At 59.7% G+C, this 14,264-nt stretch carries 11 protein-coding genes; all 11 read right to left on the reverse strand.

Annotated elements, in window-relative coordinates; translation table 11 throughout:
* Positions 1-61: 61 nt before the first annotated feature.
* The 11 genes from zipA to odhB all read right to left on the reverse strand — a co-directional run bounded on the left by zipA (position 62) and on the right by odhB (position 14,260).
* On the reverse strand, positions 62-1,132 hold the full coding sequence (gene zipA / locus MD273_RS08570) for a cell division protein ZipA (protein WP_239037323.1): 1,071 nt from the start codon (positions 1,130-1,132) through the stop codon (positions 62-64).
* Positions 1,133-1,261: 129 nt separating this feature from the next.
* Positions 1,262-4,756, reverse strand: a complete 3,495-nt coding sequence (gene smc, locus MD273_RS08575; RefSeq protein ID WP_239037324.1) for a chromosome segregation protein SMC — start codon at positions 4,754-4,756, stop codon at positions 1,262-1,264.
* 1 nt (position 4,757) lies between these two features.
* Positions 4,758-5,441, reverse strand: coding sequence for a GntR family transcriptional regulator (locus MD273_RS08580; protein WP_502846035.1), 684 nt, complete (start codon positions 5,439-5,441; stop codon positions 4,758-4,760).
* Positions 5,442-5,574: 133 nt separating this feature from the next.
* Positions 5,575-6,537 carry a 23S rRNA pseudouridine(2605) synthase RluB gene (gene rluB, locus MD273_RS08585; RefSeq protein ID WP_239037326.1) on the reverse strand — a complete coding sequence of 321 codons (963 nt, stop codon included), beginning with the start codon at positions 6,535-6,537 and terminating at the stop codon, positions 5,575-5,577.
* A gap of 35 nt (positions 6,538-6,572) precedes the next feature.
* Positions 6,573-7,193, reverse strand: a complete 621-nt coding sequence (gene scpB / locus MD273_RS08590) for an SMC-Scp complex subunit ScpB (protein ID WP_113862926.1) — start codon at positions 7,191-7,193, stop codon at positions 6,573-6,575.
* 43 nt (positions 7,194-7,236) lie between these two features.
* On the reverse strand, positions 7,237-8,067 hold the full coding sequence (locus MD273_RS08595; protein ID WP_239037327.1) for a segregation and condensation protein A: 831 nt from the start codon (positions 8,065-8,067) through the stop codon (positions 7,237-7,239).
* 48 nt (positions 8,068-8,115) lie between these two features.
* Positions 8,116-9,330, reverse strand: a complete 1,215-nt coding sequence (locus MD273_RS08600; protein ID WP_285229125.1) for a tryptophan--tRNA ligase — start codon at positions 9,328-9,330, stop codon at positions 8,116-8,118.
* A gap of 156 nt (positions 9,331-9,486) precedes the next feature.
* The gene (gene sucD / locus MD273_RS08605) at positions 9,487-10,359 is read right to left on the reverse strand and encodes a succinate--CoA ligase subunit alpha (protein ID WP_239037328.1); all 873 of its coding nucleotides are present in this window, start codon (positions 10,357-10,359) and stop codon (positions 9,487-9,489) included.
* Positions 10,359-11,525: an ADP-forming succinate--CoA ligase subunit beta gene (gene sucC / locus MD273_RS08610; protein WP_239037329.1), complete on the reverse strand. Its 1,167-nt coding sequence runs from the start codon at positions 11,523-11,525 to the stop codon at positions 10,359-10,361. The genes sucD and sucC overlap by 1 nt, the downstream gene beginning before the upstream one ends.
* A 36-nt stretch (positions 11,526-11,561) precedes the next feature.
* Entirely contained in the window at positions 11,562-13,004 is a 1,443-nt protein-coding gene (gene lpdA, locus MD273_RS08615) for a dihydrolipoyl dehydrogenase (protein WP_092002416.1), read from the reverse strand.
* A gap of 35 nt (positions 13,005-13,039) precedes the next feature.
* Positions 13,040-14,260: a 2-oxoglutarate dehydrogenase complex dihydrolipoyllysine-residue succinyltransferase gene (gene odhB / locus MD273_RS08620; RefSeq protein WP_239037330.1), complete on the reverse strand. Its 1,221-nt coding sequence runs from the start codon at positions 14,258-14,260 to the stop codon at positions 13,040-13,042.
* Positions 14,261-14,264: the final 4 nt, after the last annotated feature.

The raw sequence follows: 14,264 nt of genomic DNA on the forward strand, positions 1-14,264 counted from the left end.
CTCGGCTGTCACAAAAATGCCCGGACCAGAGCCGGGCATTACGCTGTCGGTGTTACGGCCCTCAAACCCGCTGGGATCGCTGCTTGCGCTCGAACTCCCGGATACGCTGGCGACAATGTTCGATGGTTTGCGGTGTCATCACGCTACGCCGTTCGTCCTTGAGTTCACCTCCAAGATTACGAACCACGGCCTGAGCGGTTTCCAGCATGAAATCAAAGGCCTGCAACGGCCTGGAGGGGCCGGGCAGGCTCATGAAGAAGCTGATTCCCGGCGTTTTGATGCCCGGGATGTCCTCAGGCTTGAACGTACCCGGTTCCACCGCATTGGCGACGCTGAACTGAACCGGACTGGTGGTGTCCGACTGCTCATGGCGGTGGTAGATATCCATATCACCATGTTCGAGCCCGCAGGCCTCGAATAGCTTCTTGAGGGCGAGCCCGGTGAACTCGCCGCCACTGCGGGCGAGTACGTTGATGACGATTACTTCGCGCGCCTCCGGTCGGTTAGCCCCGGCCAGGGGCTGATCGGACCGGCGAGCCGCCGGGCTCCGGCGTGCGGTGTCTTCCTCTACCTCGGTGGTTACGATCGGGGGAGCGTTACCGGTCGGCGGCTCTTCATGGCCTTCCGGCCCGGCGGCAACATCGGGTTGGGCGCGGCCGGGCTCGACGGATACCGTGCGAGGTTCACCAACGATATCCTCCTCAAGTGAAACATCGTCATTGGCACCCCAGCCTGCGTCCCGGAAATCGTCGTCCTGGTCGTCCTGATCGACGGATGAAAAACGATCCTCTTTCGTCAACTCCGGCTCGGCATCAAGCGGCTGTTCCTGAGTGCGGGCTTCCTTCGCCGGCCTGGTCGGCTTCGGCGGCGGATTGCCGAACCGGTTCGAACGCTCCGGCTTCACGTAACCACGCTCCTCGAGGACATCCCGGGAAACGGTCCGCGCACCACCATTGGGTAGCTCGGGGTTGTAATCCTCTTCCAACGGGGATTCATCCAGATCATCCGCGCCCATCCCCGACGAGATGGCCATGGACTCCTTTCGGGCCCTTCGCATCCGACGGATCCCGTCGATCACGATGCCGAGAATAACCAGGGTACCTATGGCGATTAACCATTCCCTAAGAGACATAGTGCTGCTGTCCTGTGTGCAGGTTCAATAATGTTGCTACTCTAAGAAAAGCCCGTAATGAATACAACGCGCTGCCGGGCCATATGGCGTTTTTGTCATTCTTGGTGACAGTTCAACCAGCCTCGCCCATCAGGCCTCGGCCAGAGCCGCCGCTTCCTCTACATCCACCGATACCAGGCGCGAACACCCCGGTTCGTGCATGGTTACGCCCATCAACTGGTCCGCCATCTCCATGGCGATCTTGTTGTGGGTAATGTAGATGAACTGCACCTGTTTGGACATTTCCTTGACCATGTTCGCGTAGCGACCAACGTTGGCATCATCCAGCGGTGCATCCACCTCGTCCAGCATACAGAACGGCGCCGGATTCAGCTGGAAGATGGAGAACACCAGGGCGATAGCCGTCAGAGCCTTCTCACCACCGGACAACAGATGGATGGTGCTGTTCTTCTTGCCCGGTGGCCGCGCCATGATCGCGACCCCCGTTTCCAGCAGGTCCTCTCCGGTCAGTTCAAGGTAGGCGTTACCACCACCAAATACTTTCGGGAACAGCGCCTGCAAGCCGCCGTTGACCTGATCGAACGTTTCCTTGAAGCGCTGCCGGGTTTCCCGGTCGATCTTGCGGATCGCGTTATCCAGCGTCTCCAGGGCTTCCATCAGGTCTTCATGCTGGCTGTCCAGATAGGTTTTCCGCTCACTCTGAACCTGGTACTCCTCGATAGCCGCCAGGTTAATGGCTCCCAGCCGCTGAATGCGGTTGCCAATTTTTTCCAGCTCCTCGGCCCAGTCTTTCTCATTGGCCTCTTCGGGCAACTGCTCCAGCACCTCCTGCAGTTTCACATCCAGTTCCGACAGCTGCTCGATGTGGTTGCCTGAGCGTATCTCAAGCGCCTGGGATTCCATCTTGAGCTTTTCCAGCCGGGCGCGGACATCCTGGATCTCATGATCAATCCGACTCCGGGACTGCTCCTTCTCGCGCACCTCACGGTCGATCTCTTCCAGGGAGTCACGCGCCGCACCGAGCTTTTCCTCCTCTGCCAGCCGACGGTCGAGCAGACCCTCGAGCTGCATCTGGAGGTCCTCCATGGGCTCCTCGGCGTTCTCCCGGGCCTCCCGCAGGATCTCCAGGCGCTCCTGAATCCGTTCCTTCTGCAGCTGCATCCGGTCAATGGTCTGCTTCAGACCTTCCCGCTGACTGTTCAGAGTCTGTAACTGCAGCTGCAGTTGATGGGCATGGTCGCGATCGTGGCGCGCTTCCTGGCGAAGGCGGTCCAGGTTCTCGCGGAGCGTGTCTCTCTGCTCCAGCAAACGCTCCTTCTCCTCGTCACTGTCCTCGGTGGAGGCCAGCGCCTGCTGCCATTCCTCCCGGGCCATTTGCAGGCTTTCCTGCTGCTCTTCAAGGCTGACAGCAACGTCCTCGCGATCCTCGTTGATCCGCTGCAGGCGGGCATCAATCTGCTCCGCCCTCGCCTTGAGCCCGGAGATCCTGGAACCCAGGCTACTTAGCTCACGCTCGGCATCGGACAGCTTCGCCTGGGCATCTTCACGGGTTGCTTCGGCCCGTTCGGTTCGCTCCTGGAGCTGCTCCAGGCGTTCGTTTGCCGCCTCCATCGCGGCTTCGGCGCTGGCCAGCTGCTCAGTCAGCTCTGCAACTTTTTTCTGGCGCTCGATTACCCCCACCTGACCGGCGTCCGAGTCCGGCATCAGGATCCAGTCACGGGCAACCCAGATACCTTCACGGGTGATCAGACTCTGACCTGCCACCAGGCTCTCGCGCGACGCCAGCGCCTCATCCAGATTCTCGGCGGTGTCGATTCCGTCGAGCATCGCGGTTACCGCCGGTATGCCCGAGACCCGGGCAGCAAGACCGGCGCCGCTACCGGTATCCCCGGAACGCTCATCCACCATCGCCAATCCCCGTGGGGCGGTGGCCATGGCACCAGAGAGGTCGGAAATGCCCGGCAGCGCCAACCCCTGGGTGAACCGGCCAATGACCTGTTCCACAGCGAATTCCCAGCCGTCATCAATCCGGAGGCGAGAGGCCACGCGTGGGGTGTCGAGGAGGTCATGGTCGGAGAGCCAGGACTGCAGCTGATCGTCCTGGCTGCCCAGCTGTTCATCCAGCAGTGCCTGCTGGGATTCGAGGGACGCCCGGAGGCTCTGGACTCGCTGGCGCTCATCCGAAAGAGCGTTCTCGGCTTCGCGCTGCTGCTGGCGGGCCTCATAGAGCTCGTCCTGGATATCGGCGATGCGTTCGGATGCCTCTTCCCGCTGGAGTTCCAGGGTTTCCTGTTGCTCAAGCAGGGTTTCGAGTTCGGCCCGGTCCATCTGGCCTTCGAGCAGTTCACGCTCATCCTCCAGCTTGCGACTCCGGTTCCGGAGCTGTTCGATCGCATCTTCCAGGGAGCGGATACGGGACTGGGCCAGCTCCGCCTGCCGGCGGGCGTCGGAAGATCGGGTACTGAAGTCTTCCCACTTGTGCTGCCAGTCGCTCATGGCGTCTTCCGCCTGCTGCAGTTTCTCACCGGACTCCTCGGAACGGATCGCCAGGGCTTCCTGTTCGGGCTCCATCATGTCCAGCTCTTCCTGGATGGCAGCAAGTTTCTCTTCGTCCTGCTCCAGTTCCCGCGCCAGTTCACGCTCGTTGGCCATGGCCTGGTCCAGTTCGGCAGCGGTTTGCCGGCTGCGTTCGCGCTGGTGCTCCAGGCTCTGCTCAATGCGGGCGATGTCGGCGCCGGCCTCGTAATAGCGCGCCTGCGCCCGGTTGAAATGCTCGGTGCGGTCCTGATGACTCTCCCGGAGGGATTCGAGAGCGGTTTCCAGGCTGACCCTTTCGGTCAGCTGCTTTTCCAGATCCAGCTCGGTGTCCCGGATCTTGCCGCGCCAGGTCTGCAGGTCGTTATCGAGGGACTGCCAACGCAGTACGGTCAGCTCCGCCTTCTTCTGACGCTCTTCCTGCTTGTAGGCCTTGTACTTCTCGGCGGCGGCGGCCTGGCGCTCCAGATGCTGCAACTGGCGAGACAATTCGTCCCTGAGGTCAGTCAGACGTTCCAGGTTTTCCTGTGTGCGGCGGATACGGTTCTCGGTTTCCCGGCGGCGTTCCTTGTACTTCGAGATACCGGCAGCTTCCTCGATATAAACACGGAGTTCTTCCGGCTTGGCCTCGATAAGCCGGGAAATCATGCCCTGCTCGATGATGGCATAGCTGCGAGGCCCGAGCCCGGTACCCAGGAACAGATCGGTGATATCACGACGGCGGCATTTGGCGCCGTTCATGAAGTATTCTGATTGTCCTTCGCGGGAAACCCGCCGGCGCACAGAAATTTCGTTGAAACGGGCAAACTCGCCCGGGGCCGAGCCATCACTGTTGTCAAACACCAGTTCGATAGAGGCCTGGCCAACCGGCTTTCGGGCACTGGAGCCGTTGAAGATGACGTCGGTCATGGATTCCCCGCGCAGGTACTTGGCGGAGCTTTCACCCATAACCCAGCGCACGGCATCAATGATGTTCGACTTACCGCAACCGTTCGGCCCCACCACTGCGGTCATGTTCGAGGGGAACGGTACCGTGGTCGGGTCAACGAACGACTTGAAACCGGACAACTTGATCGATTTAAGGCGCATATCAGGCGATCTCCTCCTCCCTGAGAATACTCAGCACCTGCTGACGCTGGTGCTCGCCGAAGGCCTGAATAACCGCCTGGAGTCGATCGGCATCGCCAGCGGTGGCCGCGTCCGCCAGTTGGCGGAAGAAAGTTGCCGTCTCGACGATTTCTTCCCGGAAATTCTCCAGAGCCACAAAGTAGGTGCGGCTGATTGCCGGCCGGAAGTTTTCCAGGGTCTCTTCCAGGAAGGGATTTTCCACCAGGCGGTAAGCGTAGCGCATGACACCGAAGCCGGCATCGATTACCTGTTCCGCCGCATCGGCGCTGTTGGAGTTGAGGGCATCGATAACCGCCTGCAATTCACGGACCTGGCCCATCACGCCGCCCAGTTCCTCGCCGGACCAGCGTTCAAGGACTTTGCGCCCCAGCATGCACAGCAGATCGATGTAGATATCGTAGAGGTTATTGACGCTTTCTGCGGTCAGCCCCGACACCACGGCGCCCCGGCGGGGGAAAATTTCCACCAGGTGCCGCCGCTGCATGATCAATAACGCCTCCCGCACAGATCCACGGCTGACATTCAGGTCGCCGGCGACCTTCAGTTCCTGGATACGCTCGCCTGGCTTGAGATCGCGGGTAATGATCCGTTGCCCCAGGTGCTGGGCAATCTGTTCGGACAAACTTTCAGGAGCCTGAAACCTCATAAATTCTGGCGCTCACTTCCCGGGTGAATACAGTCACAAGCGCTGGAGTTTAGCACACGCTTGCACGGGCCCCACCCCCTTGTCCGACATTTTGATTGCCCCACCCGGGATTTTGACGGAACCTTCCAGCAACCTACTTGCGGGATTGCGGACGACGCCGCGCTTTGGGTTTTTCCGGTGCGGAATCAGCAACCTGCCATTTATTGGCGCCCGCCTTTCGGCCTGGGCGGGAGGGCGCCTTGCGACGGCGGCGGTCGTGGGCCGCCTGCTCGCCCGGGGTCTTGGCAGGAATCTGCACCGGGTCCAGCCCAACGGTACGGCTCAGGAGGTCGACCGCTTTCTGGTCAAGTTCTTCCCATTTGCCCACCGTCAGGCGACTGGGCAGGAAGATCGGCCCGTAGCGCACGCGCTTCAGCCGGCTCACCTTCACGCCCTGGGATTCCCAGAGCCGGCGAACCTCGCGATTCCGCCCCTCAAGCAGGGTTACGTGGAACCACTGGTTCACACCGGAACCGCCGGCCGGTGTAATGTCCGTGAACTTCGCCATGCCATCCTCGAGCAGCACACCTTCCATCAGGCGCTCAATCATCGCCTCATCCACTTCTCCGAAGATGCGCACGGCATATTCACGATCGATCTCACTGGACGGATGCATCAGCCGGTTGGCCAACTCGCCATCAGTGGTAAACAGCACCAGGCCGGTGGTGTTGATATCCAGACGGCCGATGGACACCCAGCGCCGGTCCTTCAGCCTTGGCAGCCGGTCAAACACCGTCGGTCGCCCTTCGGGATCCTTGCGGGTGGTAACCTCGCCCTCCGGCTTGTTGTAGATCAGTACGCGCCGGAGAACATCCGCCGCACCGGTCACATCCAGGCGTTTGCCATCCAGTTCAAAACGGTCCTTTACCGTAGCTTTCTGTCCCGGGCTGACCGGCTGACCGTTGACCGTGAGCCGACCCGCCTCCATCCAGCCTTCGATTTCCCTGCGGGACCCGACACCGGCCCGGGCCAGGAGTTTCTGAACCCGCTCCGGCGCGTCCGCATTCGCTGTTTCCTGACGTGTTGTTGAGCCTTGGCCTGGTCGATCTGACGCCATGGTTAAATCCTTGGTAATGACTGACGTATAGATTGTCAGTGAATGGTCTGCTGACTGGATTCGGGGGATTCAAACTCGATTTCCCCCTGCATGTTCTTCTCGATTTCCCGGCCGATTTCCTCAAGATCCCGCACTTCCGAGAGTGGCGGCAACTGATCCAGGCCGGTCAGATTGAAGTAATCCAGAAACTGTTTGGTCGTGGCATACATAGCCGGACGACCGGGCACATCCCGGTGGCCGACAACGCGCACCCACTCTCGCTCAAGCAGGGTGCGAATGATATTGCTGCTTACCGTTACACCACGGATATCCTCGATTTCGCCCCGGGTGATTGGCTGCCGGTAGGCTATCAATGCCAGAGTTTCCAGCAAGGCCCTGGAATACCGCTGGGGCTTTTCCTCGAATAGCCTCCCGACCCAGGGTGCGTACTCCTCGCGCACCTGCAACCGGTAGCCGCTGGCGACCTTCTTCAACTCGAAGCCCCTGCCCTCGCACGCCGCTTCAAGCTGGACCATGACATGTTCCATCACCTGCCTGGCAGGACGCTCATCCTCAGTGAACAATTCCCGCAGTTGCTCCAGAGAAAGCGGCTTGCCCGCAGCCAGCAAGGCTGCCTCGGCAATCGCCTGAATCCTTAGCAGGTGTTCTTCATTCATGATCAGAATCCGGTATCTGCGTTAGTTCTCGGTTTGACAGCGTTCAGCTGGCCGCCCGGGCACGAACGTGAATCGGCCCAAGAGTCTCGGCCTGCACTACCTCGATCAACTGCTCCTTGACCAGCTCCAGGGTCGCAAGGAAAGTCACCACCACACCCAGGCGACCTTCCTCGAACGTAAATAGACTCTCGAAGGACACGAAACGGTCGTCCTGAAGGACGGACAGGATGTGCGACATCCGCTCTCGGGTAGACAGGATTTCTTTCTCCACGTGGTGGCTGGTAAAGAGATCCGCGCGCTTGAGCACCCCCTGCATGGCGAGCAGCAATTCTCGCATCTCCACGTCCGGATGGGGCTGGCTGGAAGGCAGCCTGGGCAGAGCGGCGGACGCTCCGAAGGTGTCCCGCTCCATGCGCGGCAACTCGTCGATATCCTCAGCCGCCTGCTTGAAACGCTCGTACTGCTGCAGCCGGCGGATCAGTTCCGCCCTCGGGTCCACTTCCTCTTCATCCTCGGACTCCTGGCGCGGCAGAAGCATCCGGGATTTGATCTCGGCAAGCGTGGCCGCCATCACCAGATATTCCGCTGCCAACTCGAACCTCATCGCCTCCACAGCCCCGATATAATCCATGTACTGGCGGGTGATCTCGCTGACATCGATATCCAGGATATTCATATTCTGGCGTCGAATCAGGTACAGCAACAGATCCAGAGGCCCTTCAAAGGCCTCAAGGAACACCGCCAGGGCATCGGGCGGAATGTACAGATCCTTGGGAAGGTCGACCACCGGCTTGCCGGAAACCAATGCCAGCGGCTCCTGATTATCAGGCGCCTGCTCTGCCTCCGCTACCGTGGTACTGGTATCGTCCGTCATAGCCTTCCCTCGGATGACGCTGACCGAAACAGGATCAGCGACTGACTCTTAGCGGTAATGGAGCCCCATAGCCGCCCGCACTTCCTCCAGCGTATCCCGGGCCGCGTCCCGCGCATGCTCACGACCTTCCTGAAGGATGGAATGTACCAGATCCGGATTGCTCTCGTATTCACGGGCCCGTTCGTGCAGAGGCCGCTGTTCTTCGACTATCGCGTCGATCAACGGCTTTTTGCAATCGAGGCAACCGATGCCCGCACTGCGGCAACCGGTCTGCACCCACTCCTGGGTATCGGCATCGGAATAGATCTTGTGCAGCCCCCAGACCGGACACTTTTCCGGCTCGCCCGGGTCTGTACGGCGGACCCGCTGGGGATCGGTCTGCATGGTGCGGACCTTGTCGGCAACCGTGTCCGGCTCCTCACGCAGGCCGATGTAATTGTTGTAGGACTTGGACATCTTCTGGCCGTCCAGTCCAGGCATCTTGGATTCCGGGGTCAGCAGAGGCTGCGGCTCCGGGAGGATGACCTTGCCACCGCCTTCAATATAGCCGTACAGGCGCTCACGGTCGCCCAGGGAAATATTCTGCTGTTCTTTCAGCAGTGCACGGGCCGTTTCCAGTGCCTCGAGATCGCCCTCTTCCTGGTACCGTTTCTTCAGGTTCCGGTACAGCTTGGCGTTCTTCTTGCCCATCTTGACGATGGCACCTTCGGCCTGCTCCTCGAAGCCCGGTTCCCGGCCATAGATATGGTTGAAGCGGCGCGCGATCTCCCGGGTAATCTCCACGTGGGAGACCTGATCGGCACCCACCGGTACCTTTCCGGCCCGATAAATCAGGATATCGGCGCTCTGGAGCAATGGATACCCGAGGAAACCATAGGTAGCCAGATCCTTTTCCCGCAGTTTCTCCTGCTGGTCCTTGAAGGTGGGAATCCGCTCAAGCCAGCCCAGAGGGGTGATCATGGACAGCAACAGGTGCAATTCCGCGTGTTCGGGCACCTGGGACTGGATGAACATGGTGGAGGAACCCGGGTTCACCCCCGCTGCCAGCCAGTCGATCACCATGTCCCAGACACTCTGCTCGATGCCGGAGGGATCATCGTACTGAGTGGTCAGGGCATGCCAGTCGGCGATGAAGAAGAAGCACTCATACTCGTGCTGGAGTTTCACCCAGTTTTTCAGCACACCGTGGTAGTGACCAAGGTGAAGCTTTCCGGTCGGACGCATGCCCGACAAAACCCGTTGCTGGGAATCTACAGAACTCAAAGCACGAACTCCTTATGTTTCTAATGATGCGCCGCGAAAAAGAGGCTGACCGGGCATTATAGTCTGATAGACCTTCGCAGTTAAGGACACAGGCCAAAAAACAAAAACCCCCGTGCACCGTCAGGTGCACGGGGGTTTTGCTTCCGGAGGAAAGGCTTACCAGCCAGTCACTTCCTTCAGGGCCTTGCCGATCTCGGCCAGGCTGCGCACGGTTTTGACACCGGCGTCGTTCAGGGCAGCGAACTTCTCGTCTGCGGTACCCTTACCACCGGAGATGATCGCACCGGCGTGACCCATACGCTTGCCCGGAGGGGCAGTCACACCCGCGATGTAGGAAACCACCGGCTTGGTTACGTTCTCCTTGATGAACGCTGCAGCCTCTTCCTCGGCAGTACCGCCGATTTCACCGATCATGACGATCGCTTCGGTTTCCGGATCTTCCTGCAGCAGCTTCAGGATATCGATGAAGTTGGAGCCCGGGATCGGGTCACCACCGATGCCCACACAGGTGGACTGGCCATAGCCGAAGTCAGTGGTCTGCTTGACCGCTTCGTAAGTCAGGGTGCCGGAGCGGGATACGATACCGACCTTGCCCTTCTTGTGGATGTGGCCCGGCATGATGCCGATCTTGCACTCGTCCGGAGTGATCACACCCGGGCAGTTCGGCCCGATCATGCGCACGCCTTTACGATCAACGTATTCTTTGGCGTACAGCATGTCGATGGTCGGGATGCCCTCGGTGATGCAGACGATCAGCTGGATGCCGGCGTCGGCCGCTTCGATGATGGCGTCCTTACAGAACGGAGCCGGCACGTAGATCACGGTGGCTTCCGCGCCAGTAGCCTCAACGGCGTCACGGACGGTGTTGAATACCGGCAGGCCCAGGTGCTCGGTGCCGCCCTTACCGGGGCTTACACCGCCAACCATCTTGGTGCCATATTCAATGGCCTGCTCGGAGTGGAAGGTACCCTGGGAGCCGGTAAAGCCCTGGCAGATTACCTTGGTGTCTTTGTTAATCAGGATGCTCATTACTTACCCCCTGCGGCTTTAACGACTTGCTCTGCAGCATCCGCCAGGCTGGTGGCGGCAATGATGTTCAGGCCACTCTCGGCCAGTACCTTGGTGCCCAGCTCGGCGTTATTACCTTCAAGGCGAACAACCACAGGGACTTTTACACCGACTTCCTTAACAGCGCCAATGATGCCCTCTGCGATCATGTCGCAGCGAACAATACCACCGAAGATGTTAACCAGTACGGCCTGAACCGCGTCGTCAGACAGGATGATCTTGAACGCTTCGGAAACACGCTCTTTGGTCGCGCCGCCACCTACGTCGAGGAAGTTGGCAGGCTGGCCACCGGACAGCTTGATGATGTCCATGGTACCCATGGCCAGACCGGCACCGTTAACCATGCAGCCGATGTTGCCATCCAGAGCTACGTAGTTGAGCTCCCACTTGGCCGCTTCCGCTTCACGGGAATCTTCCTGTGAAGGATCGTGCATCTCGTGGATCTTCTTCTGGCGGTACAGTGCGTTGCCGTCGACACCAACTTTGGCGTCCAGGCAGTGCAGGTCACCGGCCGGAGTGATCACCAGCGGGTTGATCTCAACCAGTGCCAGGTCAGCGTCTTCAAACAGCTTGGCGAGGCCCAGGAAGATCTTGGTGAACTGACCGATCTGCTTGCCTTCCAGACCCAGTTTGAACGCCAGCTCGCGGCCCTGGTATGGCTGAGCGCCAACCAGCGGGTCGATTTCGGCCTTCAGGATCTTTTCCGGAGTCTCTTCGGCTACCTTCTCGATCTCAACGCCGCCCTCGGTGGACGCCATGAAGACAATCCGACGGGTACCGCGGTCAACAACCGCGCCCAGGTACAACTCGTCCTCGATGTCGGTCAGGGATTCAACCAGAATCTTGCTGACCGGCTGACCGTTTTCGTCGGTCTGATAGGTAACCAGGTTCTGACCCAGCCACTTTTCGGCAAACTCACGGATTTCTTCTTTGCTCTTGACCAGCTTTACACCGCCGGCCTTACCACGGCCACCCGCGTGAACCTGGGCCTTCACAACCCAGCCGTCACCGCCGATTTCGTCTGCCGCTGCTACGGCTTCCTTGGGAGTATCGCAGGCAATGCCCTTGGATACGGGCAGGCCGTACTCAGCAAACAGCTGCTTGCCCTGATATTCATGCAAATTCATAGTAAATGTCCCGAATTAAAGAATTCCTGGTTTGCGTTACTTCTTTTTGCGACGGTTAGCGATATGGATCGCACCGCCGGCAACAGCCAGAGCTGCTTCGTGCACGGACTCGGACAGAGTCGGGTGTGCGAAACAGGTCAGGGCCAGATCTTCCGCGCTGGAACCAAACTCCATCGCGATCACACCCTGGGCCACGATTTCGGAGGCCTGCGGGCCTACCACGTGGAAACCGAGGATGCGGTCTGTCTTGGCGTCAGCAATGATCTTGACCAGACCACTGGCTGCATTGGCTGCCATGGCGCGACCGTTGGCAGCGAACGGGAAAGTACCGACATTGTACTCCTCACCCTCTGCCTTCAACTGCTCTTCGGTCTTGCCAACCCAGGCCACTTCCGGCGCGGTGTAGATCACGTTCGGAATGCAGTCGTAGTTGACCTGCGGCTTGTGGCCGGCAATGCGCTCGGCAACCATTACACCCTCTTCGGACGCCTTGTGTGCCAGCATCGGGCCGCGAACCACGTCGCCGATCGCCCATACGCCCGGGGCTTCGGTCTTGCAGTTATCGTCCACGAAGATGAAACCGCGCTCGTCCATCTGGACGCCGGCGTCTTCGGCCAGCAGGTTGTCGGTGTAAGGACGACGGCCAACTGCAACAATCAGCTTGTCGAACTTGGCTTCCTGCTTGCCCTTCGAGTCTTCGTAGGTGACGTTGATCAGCTTGCGCTTGACTTCAGCGCCGGTCATCCGCGCACCCATAACAATGTTCAGGCCCTGCTTCTTGAACTGCTTCAGGGCATCCTTCGCCACCTGCTGGTCAACCGCCGGCAGGAAGGTATCCTGGGCTTCCAGGACAGTGACTTCAGAACCCAGACGGGCCCAGACACTGCCCAGCTCGAGGCCGATGACACCGGCACCGATGACGCCCAGGCGCTTGGGCACTTCGCTGAACTCGAGCGCGCCCTCGGAGTCGACGATGTACTCGCCGTCAAACGGAGCCGGCGGAATCTCGATCGGCTTGGAGCCGGTAGCGATGATCACGTTGTCGGCTTCGTAAGTCTTGGTCTTGCCGTCCTTGTCGGTCACTTCCACCTTGCGTCCGGCCAGCAGCTTGCCGTGGCCGTGGATGGAGGTCACACCGTTGGACTTGAACAGACCGGCGATACCGCCGGTCAGCTGCTGAACGATGCCGGACTTGCGTTCCATCATCTTGGCGATGTCCATGGAGACTTCTTTCGCCATGATGCCCTGCATCTCGTAGTCGTGGCTGGCTTCCTCATACTTATGAGAAATTTCCAGCAGCGCCTTGGACGGAATACAGCCCACGTTCAGGCAGGTCCCGCCCAGCACCTGGCTTTTGCCATCTTTGGACGTCCAGGACTCGACGCAGGCGGTCTTCAGTCCAAGCTGGGCCGCTTTGATGGCTGCCACGTAACCGCCGGGGCCGGCACCGATGACAATGACGTCGTACTTATCAGACATAATTTATCCCGTTCTCTGATTCGTTAAGTGTCAGTTCACACGTCCAGCAGAATACGTGCCGGGTCTTCAAGCATTTCCTTGATAGCTACCAGGAACTGCACCGCTTCTTTACCGTCGATCATACGGTGATCGTATGACAGCGCCAGGTACATCATCGGCAGGATCTCAACCTGACCGTTAACCGCCATCGGGCGCTCCTGGATCTTGTGCATACCCAGGATCGCGGTCTGCGGCGGGTTCAGGATCGGCGTGGAAATCAGCGAGCCGAAGATACCGCCGTTGGTGATGGTGAAGGTACCACCGGTCATTTCCTCAATGCCCAGCTTGCCTTCTTTGGCCTTGGTTCCGTACTCGACAATCTTCTTCTCGATGTCGGCCAGTCCCATGGCGTCGGAATCCCGCAGGACCGGAACGACCAGGCCTCGATCGGTAGAAACCGCCACACCGATATCCTGGTAGCCGTGGTACACCATGTCGTTGCCGTCAATGGACGCGTTCACCGCCGGGAAACGCTTCAGTGCTTCGGTCGCCGCCTTGGTAAAGAAGGACATGAAGCCCAGCTTGATACCGTGACGCTTCACGAAACTGTCCTGGTACTGCTTACGCAGTTCCATGATCGGCTTCATGTTGACTTCGTTGAACGTGGTCAGCATGGCAGCGGTCTGCTGGGCTTCCACCAGACGCTTGGCGATGCTCGCACGCAGGCGGGTCATCGGAACGCGCTTTTCCGGGCGCTCGCCCTGGGCCACATTCACTTCCGGCATACCTGCGGCAGCAGCCGGCTTGGCGGCGCCACCGGAGGCCTTGCCGCTGTCGATGTGTGCCTGAACGTCTTCCTTGGTAACACGGCCATCTTTGCCGGTACCCTTCACAGCGTTCGGATCGACATCGTTTTCCTCGGCCAGCTTGCGCGCGGCCGGGCTCAGGATCGCCTCACCGGAACTGGCCTCTGACTTGGCCTCTTCCTTCGGTGCTTCCTCTTTGGCTGCAGGTGCTGCAGGCTTGGACTCGCCCGCGGCGCCTTCCTTGAACTTACCGATCACTTCACCGCTTTCAACGGTGTCGCCTTCGCCTTTAACGATCTCCTCAATAACACCGTCTGCCGGTGCAACCACTTCGAGGACCACCTTGTCGGTTTCAATATCGACGATCAGTTCATCGCGGGAACAGGCTTCGCCCGGCTGCTTGTGCCAGGTCGCGACGGTACCCTCTGCGACCGACTCCGGGAAAACGGGGGCTTTAATCTCAGTTGACATTACA

Origin of the sequence: Marinobacter sp. C7 (genome assembly GCF_022343555.1) — a bacterium.
GTDB lineage: Bacteria > Pseudomonadota > Gammaproteobacteria > Pseudomonadales > Oleiphilaceae > Marinobacter.

What these genes read in the sequence shown, in the direction of transcription:
- zipA (WP_239037323.1), bottom strand. Translation starts at nt 1,132, where the DNA reads ATGTCTCTTAGGGAATGGTTAATCGCCATAGGTACCCTGGTTATTCTC.
- smc (WP_239037324.1), bottom strand. Translation starts at nt 4,756, where the DNA reads ATGCGCCTTAAATCGATCAAGTTGTCCGGTTTCAAGTCGTTCGTTGAC.
- MD273_RS08580 (WP_502846035.1), bottom strand. Translation starts at nt 5,441, where the DNA reads ATGAGGTTTCAGGCTCCTGAAAGTTTGTCCGAACAGATTGCCCAGCAC.
- rluB (WP_239037326.1), bottom strand. Translation starts at nt 6,537, where the DNA reads ATGGCGTCAGATCGACCAGGCCAAGGCTCAACAACACGTCAGGAAACA.
- scpB (WP_113862926.1), bottom strand. Translation starts at nt 7,193, where the DNA reads ATGAATGAAGAACACCTGCTAAGGATTCAGGCGATTGCCGAGGCAGCC.
- MD273_RS08595 (WP_239037327.1), bottom strand. Translation starts at nt 8,067, where the DNA reads ATGACGGACGATACCAGTACCACGGTAGCGGAGGCAGAGCAGGCGCCT.
- sucD (WP_239037328.1), bottom strand. Translation starts at nt 10,359, where the DNA reads ATGAGCATCCTGATTAACAAAGACACCAAGGTAATCTGCCAGGGCTTT.
- sucC (WP_239037329.1), bottom strand. Translation starts at nt 11,525, where the DNA reads ATGAATTTGCATGAATATCAGGGCAAGCAGCTGTTTGCTGAGTACGGC.
- lpdA (WP_092002416.1), bottom strand. Translation starts at nt 13,004, where the DNA reads ATGTCTGATAAGTACGACGTCATTGTCATCGGTGCCGGCCCCGGCGGT.
- odhB (WP_239037330.1), bottom strand. Translation starts at nt 14,260, where the DNA reads ATGTCAACTGAGATTAAAGCCCCCGTTTTCCCGGAGTCGGTCGCAGAG.